The sequence below is a fragment of the Pseudarthrobacter ribosi genome, assembly GCF_055412865.1.
In genome coordinates this window covers 24,821-43,664 of record NZ_JBVAYZ010000022.1, presented here as the reverse complement: position 1 = coordinate 43,664, position 18,844 = coordinate 24,821, and the positions used below count along the sequence as shown (strand labels likewise).

Sequence of the window (18,844 nt, the reverse complement as noted above, 5' to 3'; positions counted from 1 at the left end):
GTTGACCTGAAGCAAATGACATGAAATTCTTAGACCAGTCTTTGTGTAGGTGTTTTTTCATGCTCGCAAGACATGTTGCGAGCGTGAAGCTCCTGCCGCCGAAGTCCGGTTGATCCGGTCCCACAGCCAAGGTTCTTCTCGCGGAGTGACCAAGTCCGGCACGAAGTGTGCCGGTCTTAATCCAGATCCAAAATGAGGAGATATACATGGCACAGGGAACCGTCAAGTGGTTCAACGCTGAAAAGGGCTTCGGCTTCATCACCCCGGATGACTCCGATGGCGATGTCTTCGTTCACTACTCTGAGATCCAGACCGGTGGATTCAAGACCCTCGACGAGAACGCTCGCGTTCAGTTCGAAATCGGCCAGGGCGCCAAGGGCCCCCAGGCTACCGGCGTGACGCTGGTCTAGCACCCCGCAGCGGAACTGCCAGCGGCAGTCTCCGCGCAGAAATGGTTCCCGGCCTCCGTGCCGGGGACCATTTTTTTGCCTCAGCGCACGAGGGTCCGCAGCAGCCGCGCACTGTGGCGCACGGACAATCCGGGCAGATAGGCCCGGCTCAGCGCCCTCCCCATGGCGGGCAGCTGCAACGGGTCCTGGTAATAGAGGTACAGCGTCCGGTAGTCGGGTTTGAACCGGGACTTGAAAGTAGCCAGGGAACGGAAGCCGTACACCGGCTCCAGGGCCTTCCCGACGACGTCGAGGATTCTGGCCAGCGCTTCGGGCCCGCCCTCACCGCCGGGAACATCCGCCGCCGAGTCAGCTTCCTTCGCCAGCGGAGATCCGGACAACGAGATGATCTCCACGGAGCTCCGGAGCTCCTGGACCGCCGAGGCGATCAGGAACTCCATGACGCCGGGGAAGGCATCGCCGCGCCGGCGCATGAAGTCCAGCGTCCAGCTCACAAGGCGGCCGTCCGCATAGACCGGCAGCCAGCTGGTGACGCCCTGGACCTGCCCCTCGGCATCCACCGCGAGGCAGCAGAGCACCTCCGGGTCCTCAAGCTCGTCGATGCCACCGAGGGTGAAGCCCATCTCCGGGACTGACTTCTGGGCGGCCCACTCCTCCGAGACCTCGCTCAGCTGGGCGCGCACCGCCGGCGCGAAGTCGGCGTAGCGGCCCCACACCGCGCGCACCCCGGTCTTCTTGGCCCGGTTCAGGGCGGTCCGGACGTTCTGCCACTCCTTGCCCTTGAACTCGAGCGAGCGCACGGCCAGCCGGGTCTCCTGCGCCACCGCCACCCGCCGGAACCCGCGGCCCTGCAGCAGCGGCCACAGCTCGTCGGTGCAGGAATAGAAGCAGGGAATGAGGGCATGCTCGGCGCAGTACCGGATGAAGCCCGCCGCGGTCTCCTCGTGGAACGCCGCCGGGCCGAAGGGTCCCGCCAGCGTCAGCGCGACGTTGCCATGCTGCTGGTAGGCCACTCCCCCGCGGCCGTCCGGCGCGAACCAGTACCTGTTCGGCTCCCACAGCGCCATCCAGGACAGGGAGTCGCCGCCCTGGCGGATCAGGCTGCGGGCCACGTCGCGGTCGCCCGCCCCTGCGTCGCTGAGATGCAGCCGGCGCTGCAGGACCAGCCAGACGGCGGCCAGGGCGACCGCCCAGAAGATGATGCCGGAGGCGGCGAAGAGGAAAGCCTCGACGGCGTCGCGGCCCTGGAAGATACGGCTGTAGATTCCGGGGATGGGCAGCGGCAGGTACTGGCGGGACAGCTCGGCAGCCAGGCCCAGCAGGCCGCCGTCGCGGTCCATGCCACCGGCGGCGAGCCAGACTCCGGTATAGCAGGCCGCCAGCACGAGCCAGGTGCCGCCGACAACTGTGGCGAGGGCCCAGCGGGCCCGGGGACTTGTCTCGACGCGGAACTGGCGGCGGTGCGCCGCGAGCAGGACAACGAGCACGAGCGGAACCACCACCAGGGGCAGCACGTGCACGAACCCCGAGCCCATCACGCCGGTGTGCGGCCCGTTGGCGTACTGCGGAATCCTGGCGAACAGCGACAGGTAGACGGCGGCCAGGGCTGTCACGGCGAGCTGGAGGGTGATCGCGATCCGCAGGGCGAGCCGGCGGCCGTGCCGCATGCCGTCGGCGCAGATGAGCAGCAGCACCACGGGCACCACCGCCAGCGCGAGGCCCAGCGGCCCGGCGAACCCGGCGCGGCCGGCCTCCAGGCAGGTGACGTCGATGGTGCCGCCGCAGTTCTGCTCCAGTTGGTTCAGCGTGGGCAGCGGGTTGAGCACGACGTCCCGCAACAGCGCCAGCGGCCCGGTGGGGGTCCGGACCGTGGCAGTCAGGATGGGTCCGACAGCGAAGATCGCCACGGTGAGGGCGAGCAGGTTGCGGGTTTCGCGCCCCGTGGAACGGTGCCGGTGCAGGGTGCCCTTGTCGCCCTGGATCCACCAGCCGGCCGCCAGTCCCGCCAGCGCCCCGGCGAACCCGACGACGGTCTCGGCATGCCCCACGTACAGCACAAGCATCAGGGAAACGGAGACGACGCCGGTGCGCAGCCGCCGCTGCCAGAGCGTGGGCAGCAGCCCGCTGGACGCCAGCGACACGGCCAGGACGGCCGCGTACGGGCCCATGAGCCGCGCGTCCACCATCCGGCCGAGCCAGCCGTCGTCGGCGTAGCGGGCGAGTTGTGTCACCAGCAGGAACACCGTCACGGCCGCGAACTGGGCGGCGAAGTAGAACACGGCCGTGCGCCGCGTACCGAGCTGCCGCTCGGCGATGCCCAGCAGGAGGAGGATCATCAGCGCGGCCGAGGCGTAGGCCAGCAGGTTCGTGGCGAAGAACATCGAAGTGAACAGCGACCACCAGCTCCCGGCCTTCAGTTCGGGGGCACTGACGGACGCCACGTCCAGCAGTGACTCCGGCGGCCCGGAGAGGAAGCTTCCGGTGGCCGCGCCGGTGGCCAGGAAGACCGCGAGGACGCCGAGCGTGAACGGTATGGCCCGCAGGTGGGCCAGCGACTGCCGCAGGCCCTCGCGGCCCAGGCCCTGGACGGAGCCGGCCCCGGTCCCCCGCCGCCCTGCCGTGGCTGCCGGGCTCACTGCGGGATGCCCCAGCGGGACGCCAGGAAGTCCAGTCCGGCGGGCAACCCCGTGGACCCGGTCTCCCAGGAGTGTCCCGCATCGGGGACCAGACTCGCTTCTACGGTGAACCCGGCGGCGCGGGCGGCGGCGGACAGAACCTCCAGGTAGCCGACGAATTCGGGGTCCCGTTCGCCGGCGGCAAAGTAGATGGAGTGACCCTCAAAGCGGTGCTCCCGCATGAGCCGCAGCGGTGTCTGGCGGTCGAAGGCCTCGGTGTCGCCGCCGAAGGAGGCCGCGATGGTCTTTTCCCGCTCCTTGGCGAGGGCAGGCTCTTGCTCGCTCGAAAAGGCCAGGGCGGAGCTGTAGATATCAGGATGACGCGTCACCATCTGCAGGGCGCAGGTCGCGCCGAAGGAGAATCCCCCGGCCGCCCACTGACGAGGATCCGGATCCACGTCCAGCGTCCGGTTGATCCAGGCCGGCACGTCCTCGGCGAGGAACGTGTCGGCCCGGGCGATCCTGCTGTCCATGCACAGGGTGTTGCCCGCGGCGGAACCGTTCGGGTCCACGACGACGACCACCGGAGCCACCCCCTGGTGCGCTGCCGCGTACCGGTCCATGCGGCTGCGCAGTGCCCCGCCGGTGAGCCAGTCTGCCGGCGCGCCCGGCTGGCCGGCGAAGAGGACCAGGACGGGCAGTGCCGGACGGGGCGAGGCCTGGTAGGCCGGGGGCAGATAGACATAGGCTTCACGGCTTGCAAAGCCTGAGCTGGTGCCGGGGATTCCGGCACGCCGCAGCACGCCGCCCTCGGGCAGGTCAGCCGGCGGGTTCCACCCGGACAGGCTCACGGCGGCGGAGGGTCCGGGGGCGCGTTTCAGCCCGTCTTCCAGTGGCTGGATCCGGGCCAGGGCGGTGCCGGTCAGGTCACTCACGGTGTGGTTGAGGCCGAAGTAGCCGTTGATCTGGACGGCGGAGAGCAGGACGACGCCGAGCAGGGCAGCCGTAGCCACCGCCGTCGTCCGGGCCGGGCGCCTGGCGCGGTTGTGGCCGGGTGCCCGGGCGGCGCCCGGGGGCCGCCAGGCGCCCCACAGGCGCATCAGCCAGAGCAGCAGGGCCGCTACGGCGGGAAGGGACCAGGCCAGAACCTCGGGCGGGAGTTCCCCGGGGAAGACGGAGAAGACGTAGATCAGCGCCCAGTGCGCCCCGGCCAGCAGCACGGCGGCGGCCAGGATCGCGGCGGCGGGGGGAAGCAGGAGGGCCAGCCGGCGGGGGGCGGCTTTACTTCCGGCGGAAACCCGGCCGGCGCGTCGTCCGCCCTGCCACAGCAAGTAGAGCAGGCCCGCGGTGCCCGCAGTCCAGGCGAGCCAGAGCACAGGCCCGTCGACGAGCCGGAGGTCTTCGATGAAGTCCACCGGGGCTAGCGCCAGGTGCCGACGCCGACGACGGGCCCGGCCTCAAGCCAGGAGGAGAGCCCCGTGTAGGCGTCGAACCGCATGGCCAGCAGGATGTCCTGGCCTTCGTACCGGAGTTCGACAATCACGGCGTCGGGCTGGACTTTGACAAGTTCGGATTCGGTGGGTTTTCGCCGGCCGATCAGCTCAAGCGAACTCCGGCGGAAGGTGTGCTTCGGCCGCATGCTCAGCGAGGCAAGGCGGAACCACTCAAGGTCGTTGTCCTGATAACGACAAACCCCCATCTGCCAGCTGGTTCCAGCCGTGCAAATGGAGGCGTCCACCGTGCCCAGGGCGCGCCGCAGATTGAAGCGGCGCACCCCGGAAAGGCACAGTGCAAATACCAGCAACGCGAAGACCGTTGCCAGGACGATGAACGGAAAAACAGTATCGTTCATCAAGGTCGTGCTAGCGGATCCCCGCAGTAGCCGCGTCGCCCATTTGGGCGTTGTCAGCAACAATGACGACCCGGTTGTTGTCGACGGAGAAGAACCCGCCGTCCACAACTACGGCAATGCGGTCACCGGAGACCGGCTGGATTGCCAGCTCACCTTCGGCCAGAATCGCCAGCAGGGGCGCGTGGCCGGGCAGGATTCCGATTTCACCATCGCTGGTGCGGGCCTTGACCATCGTGGCCGCACCGGACCACACGAAGTGGTCCGCTGCGACAATCTCAACCTCAAGCTCAGCCATATTACTTGGTCTGTTCCTGGATCTTGGCCCACTGGCGCTCAACGTCATCCAGGCCGCCGACGTTGAAGAACGCCTGCTCTGCAATGTGGTCGAGCTCGCCGTCGCAGATCGCGGTGAAGCCTTCAACGGTGTCCTTGATGGTCACGGTGGAGCCCTCGACGCCGGTGAACTGCTTGGCGGTGTAGGTGTTCTGCGAGAGGAACTGCTGGATGCGGCGTGCACGCGACACGACGATCTTGTCTTCTTCAGAGAGTTCGTCAACGCCGAGGATGGCGATGATGTCCTGAAGTTCCTTGTTCTTCTGCAGGATCTGCTTGACGCGGACGGCCGTGTTGTAGTGGTCGTTGCCGATGTACTGCGGATCCAGGATGCGGGACGTCGACGTCAGCGGGTCAACGGCCGGGTACAGACCACGGGAAGCGATTTCACGGGAAAGTTCCGTGGTCGCGTCGAGGTGTGCGAAGGTCGTGGCCGGGGCCGGGTCGGTGTAGTCATCTGCGGGGACGTAGATGGCCTGCATCGAGGTGATCGAGTGGCCCTTGGTGGACGTGATGCGCTCCTGCAGGAGGCCCATCTCGTCAGCCAGGTTGGGCTGGTAGCCCACGGCCGACGGCATGCGGCCGAGGAGGGTGGAAACCTCGGAGCCTGCCTGGGTGAAGCGGAAGATGTTGTCGATGAAGAGCAGCACGTCCTGGTTCTGCACATCGCGGAAGTACTCCGCCATGGTCAGGGCCGACAGGGCGACGCGCAGACGCGTTCCCGGCGGTTCGTCCATCTGGCCGAAGACAAGGGCGGTGTCCTTGAGGACGCCTGCCTCTTCCATTTCAACCCAGAGGTCGTTACCTTCACGGGTACGCTCGCCGACACCGGCGAACACCGAGGTGCCGCCGAAGTTGCGGGCAACACGGGTGATCATTTCCTGGATCAGCACGGTCTTGCCGACACCGGCACCACCGAACAGACCGATCTTGCCACCCTTGATGTACGGGGTGAGAAGGTCGATGACCTTGATGCCGGTTTCCATCATCTCGGTGGAACCCTCAAGCGTCGCGAAGGCCGGAGCCTTGCGGTGGATGGGCCAGCGCTCGGTAATTCCGAGTTCCGACTCAGCCACGTCCAGCGGCTGTCCGAGGACGTTGAAGATGTGTCCCTTGACGACGTCGCCGACAGGAACGGAGATGGGGGCACCAGAATCCACTACAGCGGTGCCGCGGACAAGTCCGTCGGTTGCCTGCAGGGAGATGGCGCGAATGACGTTGTCGCCGAGGTGCAGGGCAACCTCGAACGTGATCGTCTTGGTCTCACCGTTGAGAGTAATCTCGGTGGTGAGTGCGTTGTAAATCGAGGGGATTGCGTCAGCCGGGAATTCGACGTCGACAACCGGGCCAATAACACGTGCAATACGGCCGGTAGCACCGGTCGTCGCGGCTACGTGTTCGGTAGCAGTGGCAGTCATCTCTCTCACTTCACTCAGTAGATGGCGTTGGGGTTAAGTTTACTTTGGTGCAGGTACAGCAGGTTCCGAGACCGGGGTGGCTAGGACGCGTTCAACGCGTCGGCGCCGGCCACGATTTCGGAAAGCTCCTGCGTAATTTCAGCCTGGCGGGCAGTGTTGCGCAGACGCGTGAACTTCTTGATGAGGTCCGTGGCGTTGTCGCCGGCGGACTTCATTGCCCGCTGGCGGGCAGCCAGCTCCGAAGCTGCTGCCTGCAGCATCGCGGCGAAGATGCGTGATTCGATGTAGCGCGGCAGCAGAGCATCAAGAACCTGCTCCGTTTCCGGCTCGAATTCGTAGAGCGGCAGGAGGTCCGATTCGGACGCAGCCTGCTCTTCGACAACCTCAAGCGGGAGAAGACGGATAACCGTCGGCTCCTGGGTGACCATGGACTTGAAGCGGGTGTAGACGACATGGATCTCGTCGACGCCGCCCTCTGCATAGTCCGTCGCAAAGTCAGACAGCAATGCCTCGCCGATTTCCTGTGCGGTGGCAAACTCCGGCGCATCCGTGCCGCCGGTCCAAACGCGCCCGTAAGGACGGTTCCGGAAGTCGAAGTAGGCCTGCGCCTTGCGGCCGACCAGGTAAAACTTCACTTCCTTGCCCTCCTCGACGAGCAGCTCGTTGAGGCCTTCCGCCTGCTTGAGCACGCTCGCCGAGTACGAACCTGCAAGGCCACGGTCCGAGGTGATTACCAGGACGGCGGCCCGGCGGATCTGCTCCGGCTCGGTGGTCAGCGGGTGGTCGATTTCGCTCTGGCTTGCGACAGCAGAAACGGCACGCGTGATGGCGTTTGCGTAAGGCAGTGAAGCTGCTACGCGTGCTCGGGCCTTCCCGATGCGCGAGGTAGCGATCAGTTCCATCGCCTTGAAGATCTTGCGCATCGACGTCGTCGAGCTGATCTTCTGGCGGTAGACCCGGATCTGGGCTCCCATACTTATCCTTTCCTAAGATCCCGATGGCCGGGACTGCCGGAACCCGGTGGGGTCCCGGCAGTCCCTGCCAGCGAAACTAGCGCTTCTGCTTGACGATTTTTTCCTGGTCGACCTGTGCCTCGTCGATGGCGGCGTGCTCTTCGTGCCCCGCACCAACCAGGTGGTTGTCTCCCTCGCCGAAGAAGCCCTTCTTGAAGTCCACGATCGCGGTCTTCAAGGCTTCTGCAGTGTCATCGCTCATGACGTTGGTCTGGGCCAGCGTCGTCAGGATGGAGGACTTGTGCTTGAGGTGCTCCAGGAACTCGGTCTCGAAGCGGTTGATGTCTTCAACCGGAACGTTGTCGAGGTGCCCGTTGGTGCCGGCCCAAATGGAAACGACCTGGTTCTCAACCGGGAACGGCGAGTACTGGCCCTGCTTGAGCAGTTCCATCAGGCGTGCGCCACGGGTCAGCTGCTGGCGCGATGCGGCGTCGAGGTCCGACGCGAACATGGCGAACGCCTGCATGTCGCGGTACTGAGCCAGTTCCAGCTTCAAGGTACCGGAGACCTTCTTCATTGACTTGACCTGAGCGGCGCCACCAACACGGGAAACGGAGACACCCACGTCGACGGCGGGACGCTGGTTAGCGTTGAAGAGGTCCGACTGCAGGAAGATCTGGCCATCGGTGATCGAGATCACGTTGGTCGGGATGTAAGCGGAGACGTCGTTTGCCTTCGTCTCGATGAGCGGCAGGCCGGTCATCGAACCTGCACCGAGCTCGTCAGAAAGCTTGGCACAACGCTCCAGCAGGCGGGAGTGCAAGTAGAACACGTCGCCCGGGTAGGCTTCGCGTCCCGGCGGGCGGCGGAGCAGCAGCGACACTGCACGGTAGGCCTCGGCCTGCTTGGAGAGGTCATCAAACACGATGAGGACGTGCTTGCCGCCGTACATCCAGTGCTGCCCGATGGCCGAACCGGCGTACGGTGCCAGGTACTTGAAGCCTGCGGGGTCAGACGCGGGGGAAGCCACGATGGTCGTGTATTCCAGTGCGCCGTTGTCCTCAAGGGTCTGACGGACAGCCGCGATCGTAGATGCCTTCTGGCCGATGGCTACATAGATGCAGCGCACCTGCTTGTTGACATCCCCGGAGGCCCAGTTGGCCTTCTGGTTGATGATCGTGTCGATGGCGATAGCCGACTTGCCGGTCTGACGGTCACCGATGATCAGCTGACGCTGGCCGCGGCCGATCGGGATCATGGCGTCGATAGCCTTGAGGCCGGTCTGCATCGGTTCGTGGACCGACTTGCGCTGGGTCACGCCGGGCGCCTGGAGTTCCAGGGCACGGGTGGTTTCGGCCTTGATCTCGCCGAGGTCATCGATGGGCTCGCCCAGCGGGTCGACAACGCGGCCGAGGAAGGCGTCACCCACCGGTACGGACAGAACCTGTCCGGTGCGGTGAACTTCCTGGCCTTCTTCGATGCCGGTGAAGTCACCGAGGATGATGACGCCGATTTCGCGGACGTCGAGGTTCTGGGCCAAGCCCAGGGTGCCGTCTTCGAAGCGAAGCAGCTCGTTCGCCATGACCGAGGGAAGGCCCTCAACACGGGCGATGCCGTCACCTGCGGTTGTTACACGGCCGACCTCTACGCGCTCTGCGTTTCCGGGTTCGTAGGACGCCGCGAACTCGTTCAACGCATTACGGACGTCGTCGGCGTTGATGGTCAATTCGGCCATCTGCAGTCCCTGCTCTCCTGTTTTCGTGATCATCGTTGCTCACGATGACCGGGGTTTCGTTTAGTTGTGCTGGTCCGGCTGGCTAAGCAAGCTGGCGGTGGAGCTGGCCCAGGCGGGCGAGGACCGAAGCGTCTACCACTTCGTCACCAACCTGGATCCGGATGCCACCGATCAGTGCCGGGTCAACGTTCATGTTGATCTTGAGCTCGCGCCCGTAAAGGGCATTCAGCCCCTTCTGCAGACGGCTGGTCTGTGTCTCCGTCAGCGGACGGGTGACGCTGACCGTTGCAATCCAGCGCTGCTGGCGCTTGGCTGCAAGCTCCGCGAAACGACGGACGAGCTTAGTTACCTTGAGGCCACGCGGCTGCGAAACTGCCTGTCCGATAAGGACCTTCGCTTCCTCGCTTGCATCAGGTACGAGCTTTTCGGCGAGGGCAACCTTGGCGGCCGCGCCAGCCTGCGGCTCGGACACAGCACGCTGTACCTCGTGGTTGGACTCGACGGCCTGGTTGAAGGAGAACAGATCGTTCTCCAGCGTTTCCAGGCCGGTGATCCCCGAGGCAGAGACGGCAGACTTATTCTCAGCAACGGCAATTACCACCGAAGCGGCAAGAGTCTCGAGTGCATCGCCGATATCCCGGGCCGACGCCCAGCGTGAGCCGGCCAGTCCGCTCGCAATATCCACAGCATCCGCGGAGACTTTCCCGCCGAAGAGCTGCTTGATAAGCGCCGACTTTTCGTCACCGCTGCGGGACGGGTCAGTCAGGGCGCGGCGCAAGCCAGCCGAGCTGTCCACCGTTCCCAGGATTCCGAAGAGTTCCTTAGCCAACTGCAGCGAGGCGAATGGAAGCTTGGCTTCCAGCGCCACCAAGGCCGCGGTGAGCGATTCGCTCGATACACCTGCCATTACTTAGCTGCACCTGCGTTCTGGTTCTCCAGATCTGCCAGGAAGCGGTCAACCACACGGGCTGAGCGCGCGTCGTCCTCGAGGGACTCGCCAACAATGCGGCCTGCAAGGGTGGTGGCCAGCGTGCCAACTTCCGCGCGCAGCGACACAACGGCCGCCTGGCGCTCGGACTGGATCGCCGCGTGCGCCTGCGCCGTGATGCGGGCAGACTCGAGAGCTGCCTTCTCCTTCAGGTCCGCAAGGATCTGAGCGCCTTCGGCACGTGCTTCCTCGCGGATGCGGTTGGCCTCGGCACGGGCATCGGTGAGCTGCTGCTTGTACTCTTCGAGAGCGGCGGAAGCCTCTGCCTGGGCCTTTTCAGCCTTGGCAATGCCACCTTCAATGGCCTCGGCACGCTCTGCGAAGGTCTTCTCGAACATCGGGACAACGTACTTGACCACGATGTACATGAGGACAGCAAAGCCGGCGAAGACGACAAGCATTTCCCAAGGATTGGGAACGAGAGGGTTGGTGCCCTCTGTGGCGGCTGAGATGATCAGCTGATTCATAATTCACCCGTCCTTATCTACTCGGTTCTGGATGTTCGCTTAGTTCTAAAGTTCAGACTAAAGAACGAACGCGAAGACCAGGCCGAGGATGGCCAGGGCTTCAGTCAGCGCGAGGCCGAGGAATGCGATCGGCTGGAGCACACGCTGTGCCTCCGGCTGACGTGCTACGCCGTTGATGTAAGCGGCGAACACGAGACCAACACCGATACCACCGCCGATTGCGGACAGACCGTAACCTACGAGGTTGAGATTGCCTTCCATTTTTTTCCTTTCAAGATGCCATCTATGTGGCAGGTTGTTTGGTGTACTTCATCCCCCTTGAGGGGAAGACTTTGGGTGCCTAGTGGCTGTCCGCGTGCAGCGCGCCTTCAATGTAGATGGCGGTCAGCAGCGTGAACACGTACGCCTGCAGGACCATGATCAGCGCTTCCAGCATGTACATGGCAATCGCGCCGCCGAGGACGAGGACCGAGGCGCCCTTCAGCAGGAGGTTCTCCTGCGTGACGAGGTACTCGATTCCGGAACCGGCAATCATGACGATGAGGTGGCCGGCCAGCATGGTCGCGAACAAACGCAGACTGTGCGTGACCGGGCGGACCAGGAAATTGGAGATGATCTCGATCGGAATCACGATCGGAAGAATGTAGCCCGGGACTCCGGACGGCACGGTGGCCAGCTTGAAGTAGCGCAGGCCGTTCTTCTTGACGCCGATGGCGATCCAGGTGACGTACACGATTCCGGCCATCACGTAGGCGCCGCCGACATGCGAGAAGGTGGGGAGCTGGATCAGCGGAATGGCGCCGTAGATGTTGTTCACCAGGATGAAGAAAAACAGGCTGAACAGCAGCGGGACGTACTTCATGAAGTCTTTGCCGCCGATGATGTCCTTGCCGATGCCGTTGCGGACGAAGCCGTAGGCGGCTTCACCTGCAAACTGGAGCCTGCCGGGGACGAGCTGACCCTTGCGGGCAGCCATCAGAAAGAATGCGGCGATAATAACGGCCGAAAGGATTACAAGCAGCATTTGCTTGGAGAATCCGTCGGCCGCCCCCCACGGCAGGATTGCCGGCAGGTGGATTTCTTCAATTCCAGGAGGCGTAAAAGTTCCTGAATTCTGGGCCGGGAGCGCAAGCGCGATCAACGCGTTTCCTCTCTGCAGTGTCCATCATTGGGCGTTGGTCGGGTAAAGGCAACGTTGCTGTCGCACTCTCCCCGTGTGAAATTATTTGGCATTACTGATCCTCGTCCTGAGACGGGCCACGTGCAGCGTTGTCCCCGCCGGCGGATTTATCCGGGCTGGTGAGGCCGTGCATATGAGAAAGATAGAACCCTCCCGCGGCTCCCAGCAGGGCGCCTGCGAGCACAATCCAGCGGGTTCCCCACAGATTATCCAGACCCCACCCTATCAAACTCCAGACGAGGATTCCGCCAACAATGTAGCTGAAGACGGCGATGCCGGCGTTGTATCCGCCGTCGCGTCCGTTGTCGGAAACACCGGGGGCTCCGGAGGTGATTTCCCGGCTGCGGGGCTTGTTCGTGGGGCGCTCTTTGCGGCTAAACATCGGTGCCGCCTTCCGGTGTCTCGGGGTCGTTGTAGAGCTGGAGCCGGGCCTTGCTGAAACCGTAGATTTCGGCGGCCTGCCACAACACCACAGTCACAACGGCGCCGGCCAGGAACCAGCGCCCGTTCAGCCACTCGGGGCTGCCGATGGCAAACAGCACGACGGCAAAACCGACGACCTTGATGAAATAGGTGGCAGCGAACAGGCCGATGGCTCCGGAGGAGTGATTGCGGCCGCCGAAGTGGCCGACCAGGAGGCTGATCGAGAAGAACGCGATCACCAGCGCGCCGCCGAAGAGGGATGAGAGCGCCGCGGCCATGCCGTCCAGCAGGAGAGCTGCCAGGCCGGTGAGCAGCAGGGCGCCGCCGCCAACGGCCGAACTGATGGCCAGCAACCGCAGCCACAATGATTTTGTGGGACCTGAGACACCAACGTCTCCGGCGCCGGACGATCGTCCGGGTTCGGCGTTGGAGGTCATGAGATCCCAATCGTCGAGGCGTGGTTTGCTGGTCAAAGCGGCGCGGCGAAGGACCGCACATGAATTCTACATGAGATAGAAATTATTCGGAAAAGCCTTTCAGAGTGCGATTCCCTGCGTCGTCATTCTTCCTCGGCCGAAGAACGCGGCCCCAGTCCCGGGGCCCGGTGGCGCAGGTACGGCCACGCCGTCACGCCGGCCATGATGGTCGTCGCGGCCACGTTAACGACCATGACGACCTGCCACTGGAAGATGGCGAGGGCGAGGCCTCCGAACGCCAGCACACAGGTCCACAGGTACATCAGGATGACGGCGCCCCGGTGCGAATACCCGATATCCAGGAGCTTGTGGTGCAGGTGGCCGCGGTCCGCCGACCAGGGCGACCGCCCGAGCGCGGTGCGGCGCACGACGGCCAGGCCGAGGTCCAGCAGCGGCAGGAACAGCACCGCAAAGGGAAGCAGGATCGGGATGATGGTGGGGATGCCGTTGGCCCGGTCGTACAGCCCGGACGTGATCTGGCCGGTGGACACAATGCCCGCCGAGGCCATGATCAGACCGATCAGCATGGCGCCGGAGTCACCCATGAAGATCTTGGCGGGAAACCAGTTGTGCGGCAGGAAGCCGATGCAGGCGCCGACGAGCACGGCGGTCAGGAGGGTGGCCAGGTCCGAGCGGTCCAGCAGGACGGCCGTGCGGTGCACCCAGTACGCCGTCAGGAAGAACGCCGTCCCCCCGATGATGGCCACACCCGTAGCCAGTCCGTCCAGGCCGTCGATGAAGTTGAACGCGTTCATCGTCGTCACAATCAGCCCGGCCGTCAGCGCGATGCTCATGGCATCGCTCTCGATCACATACGGCTCCGGGACGAACGGAATGATGGTCATTCGAACGCCCCAGATCGCCACTACCAGGGCGGCGGCGCTTTGGCCGATGAGCTTGACCCACCAGCGCAGGTCCAACAGGTCATCCGCCACGCCGACCAGCACGATGACCGCTGCACCCGCGAGGATCCCCCAGGGTGCGTCGTTGTTCCGGAAGATGTCCTTGACGAAGAAGGACTGGCTGGCGATGAGCAGTGCCACGAAGAACCCGGCAAAGATTCCCAGGCCGCCGAGCCTCGACACGGGGGTCGAGTGCATGTCCCGGCTGCGGATCGGGGAGAACAGCTCCATCCGGTTGCCGACATAGCGGGCACCCCAGGTCGCTGTGTAGCTCACGACTGCCGCTGAGAGCATCATGAGCAGGTACATAATCACTGCGAAGACACCCGCTTGGAGCCGTCCGCGCAGGGCACACCCGGTTTCACAGCGCGGAGCCACGGTGATGCTGCGTGGCTCCGGGGGTGGGGTGAACTCAGTTGCTGTGGGTCTGTCTTGCGATAAATGAACTTCTCCGTCGCCGCGCGCAGGGCAGGCAGTGCATAGTGCCTGACAGGGCTGTATTACAGTGGACTCTAGTCAAGATACTAACGCCAACGGCCACTTGTCTTCGCGTCACACGGCCCATCGCCGGCGGGAAAACCACCGGCGGCCGTGCTGAAAGGAACACTCGATGACCCTGTCGGTTGCAGTTGCCGCCGTGACGTTTGACCGTCCCCGGGAGCTGGCAGTTCTGCTGAACGCCATCAACAACCAGACGGCATCGGTTCGTTCAATCTGTCTTGTCGACTCCGGCACGGTCCCCGCCGAGGATGTCGCACGGGGGCACGAAAACGTGGATTACGTCCGGTCCGAGGCCAACCTTGGCGGTGCTGGGGGCTTCTCCCTCGCGATCCTCAAGGCCGTCGCCACCGGGGCCGACTGGATCTGGATGATGGACGACGACGCCGAGCCCGCCGACCCGGAATGCCTCGCCACGCTCGTCCGCGAGGCGGAGGCCCGGGACCTCGAGGCCGTCGTTCCGCTCGTGGTTGCCCCCGGCCACCCCGACCGGCTCTCCTTCTTCTTCCGCCTGGACGGCAAGGTCACCCACGACCGTGCCGAGGTGGAGAAGATCGGTTTCCTGGCGGATGACGGCCACTTCTTCAACGGCGCCCTGATCCGCTCGGATGTCTTTTTCAAAGTCGGTCTGCCGGACATGCGCCTGTTCATCCGCGGGGACGAAGTGGACTTCACCATCCGGCTCCGCAAGGCCGGCATCCGCTTCGGGACCGTCACGACGACCGCGATCACGCACCCCCACGCCTTCTCCGAGACCAAGCACGTCTATGGCGCCCGGTGGCATGTCATCGTGCCGGAGTCGGCTTTCAAGCGCTACTTCTATTACCGGAACCGTGGCTACCTCATCCGCCGCCACTTCCGGGTTAAGTCCTTCGTCGCGGATGTTGGCGGCTACCTCGGCTACTTCCTGCAGCGCGGCGATCTCCGCGGCCTGGCCGACTGGTTCGGGGCTTTTTCCGCCGGTTTGCGCGGCAAGGGCTTTGGCCCACTCAAGGACCAGAAGTTCTAGCGCCCGGGCTGTAGCCGGCGCCGGATCAGTAGCCCGGCGAGCAGCCAGGGCTCGCCGAACACCCGGTAGGCGACCCGCCGGGGGTGCAGGGCCAGCCGCCAGGCCCATTCCAGGCCCAGGCGTCCGAGCCACCGCGGTGCCAGTTTCTGGATCCCCGCAATTTGCTCGATCGCGCCGCCGACGGCACAGTAGACCGCCGGGGGCAGCGTTGACAGCCGGCGCGTGAGAACGTGCTCCTGCAGCGGCATACCCAGCCCGAGCAGCACCAACTGCGGCCGGAACTCGGCGAGCCAGGTGACGGCCGAGTCCTCGAGTTCCTCGTTCCAGCCCTCCCCCGGCAGTCCGGCCACCCGGGCCTGCGGTAGCAGGGCCGCGAGCCTGGCCACGGCCTGGGAGTTCGCCTCGGGTCCGGCTCCGATCACGGCGACCCGTTTAAGGCCCTCGACGTTGGCCAGCGCGGGGATCCAGTCCGTGGAACCCAGCCGGTAGTCCATGACGGGCCCCCCGCCCTGCCGTGCGCCGCTGCCGCGGGCCCAGAGCATCAGCACCGGAGCACCGTCGATCAGGACCACATCGCTTTGATCGTAGAACGCTCGGAAGGCCGGGTCGGAGTGGCACAGTGTGACGCTGTGCAGGTTGTGTCCCACGACTGTGCGGGTGGTGCCTTCGGCCACGAACCGGTTCAGGACCCCAGTCAGTTCAGGAACGGTCAGGGGCGTCGCGTCCACGTCAAGGACGGGGACGCGTTGTCGCTGGAGGATCATGCGGTGCCGGCCCCCGTGCTGGGACGTTCAGCGGGTTCCGGATTCACAGCAGCTTCCGCCGGTTCAGCGGGCACCACACCATGCGCGGGTTCCCCGGGCTCGGCAGCGTCCGCCGCCGCCATATCCTCGTCCGCTTCCGGTTCCTCGCCCATGCCAAGCAGGGACGGGACGACCTCGCGGAGCCGTTCCAGGCTGATGGCACCCTGGCGGACCACCCGCAGCGGCACGGCGGTGGCATCAACGATGGTGGACGGCAGGGCGTCGGCGCCCTCGGCCGGACGTGGCCCGCCTTCGAGGTAGACCTCCACTGACTCTGCAAGCTGGGCTTCGGCCTCGGCGGCGGTCAGCGCCGCCGCCTGGCCCGTGCGGTTCGCCGAGGAGACGGCCAGCGGCCCGGTCAGCGTCAGCAGGTCCTGGGCGATGTCGTCGGCCGGGATCCTCAGGGCGACGGTGCCCTGGGTCTCACCAAGGTCCCAGTCCAGGGACGGCTGGGCATGCAGGATCAGGGTGAGTCCGCCAGGCCAGAACGCCTCGGCCAGGCGCCGGGCCTCGGCCGGAACGTCCGTGGCGAGTCCGTCGAGGGCATTGAGCCTGGGGATCAGGACCGGCGGCGGCATTTTCCGGCTGCGGCCCTTCGACGCCAGCAGCAGGGTCACCGCGAGGGGGGAGAACGCATCGGCGGCGATCCCGTACACGGTGTCCGTCGGGAAGACCACGCACTTGTGGTCCCGGATGGCCCGCTGGGCATGTTCAAGTCCGGCAGCGCGCTGCTCAGCTGCTGTGCAATCGTAGCTAGTCGTCACTGGCCTATTCTTTCATCACTTCGTTTGCCCGATTCACCGTGAGGCAGCCGGGCCGGCAAGGACGGCGCTGGTGGCCCGGTCCCTGCCGTTGAGGTCACGATGGGTGGCCACCTCGGCCCACAGCCCCGAGCGCTCCAGCATCGCGGCAATCCAGCCGGCCTGGACTTCGGCATGTTCCATCACGAAGTAGCCGCCGGGACCCAGCAGCCGGGCCGCGGAGGCTGCGGCCGCCGTCGGAAGCTCCATGCCGTCCGCTCCCCCGCCGTAGAGTGCCTCGGGGGGATCGTGCAGTGCCACTTCGGGTTCGTTGGGGACCGCTTCGGCGGGAATATACGGCGGATTGGACACGACGACGTCGAACGTCCCGTTGTGCTCCGGCAGGGCGTCGCGCAGATCACCGCGGACCAGGTGGACGCCGAGCGGCAGCAGGTTCCGGGCAGCCCAGGCGTGCGCAAACTCGCTGAATTCGACGGCGTGGACCTCCACGTCGGGAACCTCGTGCGCGATCGAGCCGGCGATGGCCCCCGACCCGGTGCCCAGGTCCACCACCTTGGGGTGTGCCTGGCCCCGCAGCCGGTCAATCACGAGCTGCACGACGGATTCGGTTTCCGGGCGGGGAATGAACACTCCCGGCCCGACGGCCAGTTCCAGGTAGCGGAAGTGCGCGACGCCGGTGATGTGCTGCAGCGGAATGCGCTGGGCGCGTTCGGCGATGAGCTCGTCGTAGCCGTCCGGGGCTGCGGTGTCGCCCAGCATCAGGGCCCGGAGCCGGCCAAGCCCGACGCCGAGCAAGTGCTCGGCGAGGAGTTCGGCGTCGGCCCGGGGGCTCGGGACGCCCGCGGCCGCCAGGACGGCGGTGCCCTCGCGGACAGCGTCCGCAAGGCTCAGCCCGGTTCCTTCTGTCATCACTGCGCGGGCCGGGATCAGTCGCCGATGGCGTCGAGGCGGGCCTGTTCGTCCATCTCGATGGCCGACTGGATGACCGGCTCCAGGTCGCCGTTCATCACCTGGTCCAGGTTGTAGGCCTTGTAGCCGGTGCGGTGGTCCGCGATCCGGTTTTCCGGGTAGTTGTAGGTCCGGATGCGCTCCGAACGGTCCATGGTGCGGATCTGCGACTTGCGCTGGGCCGAGTTCTCGGCGTCGATCTGCTCCTGCTGGTGCGCCAGGATGCGGGCGCGGAGGACGCGCATGCCGGCTTCGCGGTTCTGCAGCTGGGACTTCTCGTTCTGCATGGCCACCACGATTCCGGTGGGAAGGTGGGTGATCCGGACGGCGGAGTCCGTGGTGTTCACGGACTGGCCGCCGGGGCCCGAGGAACGGTAGACGTCGATCTTGAGGTCATTCTGGCTGATATCGAGTTCTTCGGGCTCGTCCACTTCCGGGAGCACCAGCACGCCGGCAGCGGAGGTGTGGATGCGGCCCTGGGATTCCGTCACGGGAACGCGCTGCACCCGGTGCACGCCGCCTTCGAACTTGAGCCGCGCGTAGACGCCCTCGGCCGGATCGTTCGAGTTGCCCTTGATGGCCACCTGGACATCCTTGTAGCCGCCCAGGTCGGATTCATTCGCGGAAATCATCTCGGTCTTCCAGCCGCGGGATTCCGCGTACCGGGTGTACATCCGCAGCAGGTCGGCCGCGAACAGGGCGGCCTCGTCACCGCCCTCGCCGCCCTTGACTTCGAGGATCACGTTGCGGGCGTCGTCCGGGTCGCGCGGGATCAGCAGCCGGCGCAGCTTGGCCGCAGCCGTCTCCAGCGCAACCTCAAGCTCCGGCACCTCGGCCGCAAACTCCGGGTCCTCCCCCGCCATTTCCTTGGCAGCCGCAAGGTCATCCTGGATGCCGTGCCAGGCATGGTACGCCTCGACAATGCCGTTCAGCTGGGCAGAACGCCGCCCCAGCTTCCGGGCCAGCTTCTGGTCAGCATAAACAGCAGGATCCCCAAGCTGTGCCTGGATAGCGTCATGCTCATCCAACAGGCCCTGTACGGACTCAAACATTTTCAAAACCTCTTTCGACTC

Annotated in this window: 20 protein-coding genes; 2 read left to right on the top strand and 18 right to left on the bottom strand. The window is 65.3% G+C overall.

Annotated elements, in window-relative coordinates:
* The first annotated feature begins 206 nt into the window (after positions 1–206).
* Positions 207–410: a cold-shock protein gene (locus ACZYZ5_RS17425; protein ID WP_024365900.1), complete on the top strand. Its 204-nt coding sequence runs from the start codon at positions 207–209 to the stop codon at positions 408–410.
* Between the two features lie 80 nt (positions 411–490).
* Here ACZYZ5_RS17425 and ACZYZ5_RS17420 read toward each other — a convergent pair whose 3' ends face one another.
* From ACZYZ5_RS17420 to ACZYZ5_RS17355, 14 genes are all read right to left on the bottom strand, one after another.
* The gene (locus tag ACZYZ5_RS17420) at positions 491–3,046 is read right to left on the bottom strand and encodes a phosphatidylglycerol lysyltransferase domain-containing protein (RefSeq protein WP_463903422.1); all 2,556 of its coding nucleotides are present in this window, start codon (positions 3,044–3,046) and stop codon (positions 491–493) included.
* Positions 3,043–4,440 (bottom strand): alpha/beta hydrolase, encoded by a 1,398-nt coding sequence (locus ACZYZ5_RS17415; protein ID WP_463903421.1) that lies wholly within the window; start codon positions 4,438–4,440, stop codon positions 3,043–3,045. The genes ACZYZ5_RS17420 and ACZYZ5_RS17415 overlap by 4 nt, the downstream gene beginning before the upstream one ends.
* Positions 4,441–4,445: 5 nt before the next feature.
* Complete coding sequence (locus ACZYZ5_RS17410; protein ID WP_463903420.1) at positions 4,446–4,877, bottom strand: DUF2550 domain-containing protein; 432 nt, start codon at positions 4,875–4,877, stop codon at positions 4,446–4,448.
* Positions 4,878–4,887: 10 nt separating this feature from the next.
* The gene (locus tag ACZYZ5_RS17405; protein ID WP_307459655.1) at positions 4,888–5,172 is read right to left on the bottom strand and encodes a F0F1 ATP synthase subunit epsilon; all 285 of its coding nucleotides are present in this window, start codon (positions 5,170–5,172) and stop codon (positions 4,888–4,890) included.
* A gap of 1 nt (position 5,173) precedes the next feature.
* Positions 5,174–6,628 (bottom strand): F0F1 ATP synthase subunit beta, encoded by a 1,455-nt coding sequence (atpD, locus tag ACZYZ5_RS17400; protein ID WP_282382444.1) that lies wholly within the window; start codon positions 6,626–6,628, stop codon positions 5,174–5,176.
* A gap of 80 nt (positions 6,629–6,708) precedes the next feature.
* Entirely contained in the window at positions 6,709–7,602 is an 894-nt protein-coding gene (locus tag ACZYZ5_RS17395; protein WP_463903419.1) for a F0F1 ATP synthase subunit gamma, read from the bottom strand.
* Positions 7,603–7,678: 76 nt separating this feature from the next.
* Positions 7,679–9,316, bottom strand: a complete 1,638-nt coding sequence (gene atpA / locus ACZYZ5_RS17390) for a F0F1 ATP synthase subunit alpha (protein WP_056426670.1) — start codon at positions 9,314–9,316, stop codon at positions 7,679–7,681.
* Between the two features lie 82 nt (positions 9,317–9,398).
* Positions 9,399–10,223, bottom strand: a complete 825-nt coding sequence (locus tag ACZYZ5_RS17385; RefSeq protein WP_463903418.1) for a F0F1 ATP synthase subunit delta — start codon at positions 10,221–10,223, stop codon at positions 9,399–9,401.
* Positions 10,223–10,771 (bottom strand): F0F1 ATP synthase subunit B, encoded by a 549-nt coding sequence (locus tag ACZYZ5_RS17380; protein WP_463903416.1) that lies wholly within the window; start codon positions 10,769–10,771, stop codon positions 10,223–10,225. Before ACZYZ5_RS17380 ends, ACZYZ5_RS17385 begins: the two co-directional genes overlap by 1 nt.
* Before the next feature lie 57 nt (positions 10,772–10,828).
* Entirely contained in the window at positions 10,829–11,032 is a 204-nt protein-coding gene (gene atpE, locus ACZYZ5_RS17375) for an ATP synthase F0 subunit C (RefSeq protein ID WP_009356484.1), read from the bottom strand.
* Between the two features lie 79 nt (positions 11,033–11,111).
* Complete coding sequence (atpB, locus tag ACZYZ5_RS17370) at positions 11,112–11,912, bottom strand: F0F1 ATP synthase subunit A (RefSeq protein ID WP_463903415.1); 801 nt, start codon at positions 11,910–11,912, stop codon at positions 11,112–11,114.
* Positions 11,913–12,003: 91 nt separating this feature from the next.
* Positions 12,004–12,333 carry a hypothetical protein gene (locus ACZYZ5_RS17365; protein WP_463903414.1) on the bottom strand — a complete coding sequence of 110 codons (330 nt, stop codon included), beginning with the start codon at positions 12,331–12,333 and terminating at the stop codon, positions 12,004–12,006.
* Complete coding sequence (locus ACZYZ5_RS17360; RefSeq protein ID WP_463903412.1) at positions 12,326–12,811, bottom strand: hypothetical protein; 486 nt, start codon at positions 12,809–12,811, stop codon at positions 12,326–12,328. The genes ACZYZ5_RS17365 and ACZYZ5_RS17360 overlap by 8 nt, the downstream gene beginning before the upstream one ends.
* 122 nt (positions 12,812–12,933) lie before the next feature.
* On the bottom strand, positions 12,934–14,067 hold the full coding sequence (locus tag ACZYZ5_RS17355; protein WP_463903411.1) for an MraY family glycosyltransferase: 1,134 nt from the start codon (positions 14,065–14,067) through the stop codon (positions 12,934–12,936).
* A gap of 295 nt (positions 14,068–14,362) precedes the next feature.
* On the opposite strand from ACZYZ5_RS17355, the gene ACZYZ5_RS17350 reads away from it, so the two are divergent.
* Positions 14,363–15,259 (top strand): glycosyltransferase, encoded by an 897-nt coding sequence (locus ACZYZ5_RS17350; RefSeq protein ID WP_463903409.1) that lies wholly within the window; start codon positions 14,363–14,365, stop codon positions 15,257–15,259.
* On the opposite strand, the gene ACZYZ5_RS17345 is transcribed toward ACZYZ5_RS17350, so the two are convergent.
* The 4 genes from ACZYZ5_RS17345 to prfA are packed head-to-tail and all read right to left on the bottom strand — an operon-like array spanning position 15,256 to position 18,823.
* Positions 15,256–16,023 (bottom strand): WecB/TagA/CpsF family glycosyltransferase, encoded by a 768-nt coding sequence (locus ACZYZ5_RS17345; protein WP_463903407.1) that lies wholly within the window; start codon positions 16,021–16,023, stop codon positions 15,256–15,258. The two genes, ACZYZ5_RS17350 and ACZYZ5_RS17345, sit on opposite strands and share 4 nt — an antisense overlap.
* Entirely contained in the window at positions 16,020–16,826 is an 807-nt protein-coding gene (locus ACZYZ5_RS17340) for an L-threonylcarbamoyladenylate synthase (protein WP_463903405.1), read from the bottom strand. The genes ACZYZ5_RS17345 and ACZYZ5_RS17340 overlap by 4 nt, the downstream gene beginning before the upstream one ends.
* Positions 16,827–16,859: 33 nt before the next feature.
* Entirely contained in the window at positions 16,860–17,732 is an 873-nt protein-coding gene (gene prmC, locus ACZYZ5_RS17335) for a peptide chain release factor N(5)-glutamine methyltransferase (RefSeq protein ID WP_463903403.1), read from the bottom strand.
* Positions 17,733–17,749: 17 nt separating this feature from the next.
* Positions 17,750–18,823: a peptide chain release factor 1 gene (gene prfA / locus ACZYZ5_RS17330; protein ID WP_463903401.1), complete on the bottom strand. Its 1,074-nt coding sequence runs from the start codon at positions 18,821–18,823 to the stop codon at positions 17,750–17,752.
* Positions 18,824–18,844: the final 21 nt, after the last annotated feature.

Excerpts from the sequence above, each read along its gene's own strand:
- ACZYZ5_RS17410 (WP_463903420.1), bottom strand. The coding sequence starts at position 4,877 with ATGAACGATACTGTTTTTCCGTTCATCGTCCTGGCAACGGTCTTCGCG.
- ACZYZ5_RS17395 (WP_463903419.1), bottom strand. The coding sequence starts at position 7,602 with ATGGGAGCCCAGATCCGGGTCTACCGCCAGAAGATCAGCTCGACGACG.
- ACZYZ5_RS17385 (WP_463903418.1), bottom strand. The coding sequence starts at position 10,223 with ATGGCAGGTGTATCGAGCGAATCGCTCACCGCGGCCTTGGTGGCGCTG.
- ACZYZ5_RS17350 (WP_463903409.1), top strand. The coding sequence starts at position 14,363 with ATGACCCTGTCGGTTGCAGTTGCCGCCGTGACGTTTGACCGTCCCCGG.
- ACZYZ5_RS17405 (WP_307459655.1), bottom strand. The coding sequence starts at position 5,172 with ATGGCTGAGCTTGAGGTTGAGATTGTCGCAGCGGACCACTTCGTGTGG.
- atpD (WP_282382444.1), bottom strand. The coding sequence starts at position 6,628 with ATGACTGCCACTGCTACCGAACACGTAGCCGCGACGACCGGTGCTACC.
- ACZYZ5_RS17380 (WP_463903416.1), bottom strand. The coding sequence starts at position 10,771 with ATGAATCAGCTGATCATCTCAGCCGCCACAGAGGGCACCAACCCTCTC.
- atpE (WP_009356484.1), bottom strand. The coding sequence starts at position 11,032 with ATGGAAGGCAATCTCAACCTCGTAGGTTACGGTCTGTCCGCAATCGGC.
- ACZYZ5_RS17360 (WP_463903412.1), bottom strand. The coding sequence starts at position 12,811 with ATGACCTCCAACGCCGAACCCGGACGATCGTCCGGCGCCGGAGACGTT.
- ACZYZ5_RS17345 (WP_463903407.1), bottom strand. The coding sequence starts at position 16,023 with ATGATCCTCCAGCGACAACGCGTCCCCGTCCTTGACGTGGACGCGACG.
- prmC (WP_463903403.1), bottom strand. The coding sequence starts at position 17,732 with ATGACAGAAGGAACCGGGCTGAGCCTTGCGGACGCTGTCCGCGAGGGC.
- prfA (WP_463903401.1), bottom strand. The coding sequence starts at position 18,823 with ATGTTTGAGTCCGTACAGGGCCTGTTGGATGAGCATGACGCTATCCAG.
- ACZYZ5_RS17425 (WP_024365900.1), top strand. The coding sequence starts at position 207 with ATGGCACAGGGAACCGTCAAGTGGTTCAACGCTGAAAAGGGCTTCGGC.
- ACZYZ5_RS17365 (WP_463903414.1), bottom strand. The coding sequence starts at position 12,333 with ATGTTTAGCCGCAAAGAGCGCCCCACGAACAAGCCCCGCAGCCGGGAA.
- atpA (WP_056426670.1), bottom strand. The coding sequence starts at position 9,316 with ATGGCCGAATTGACCATCAACGCCGACGACGTCCGTAATGCGTTGAAC.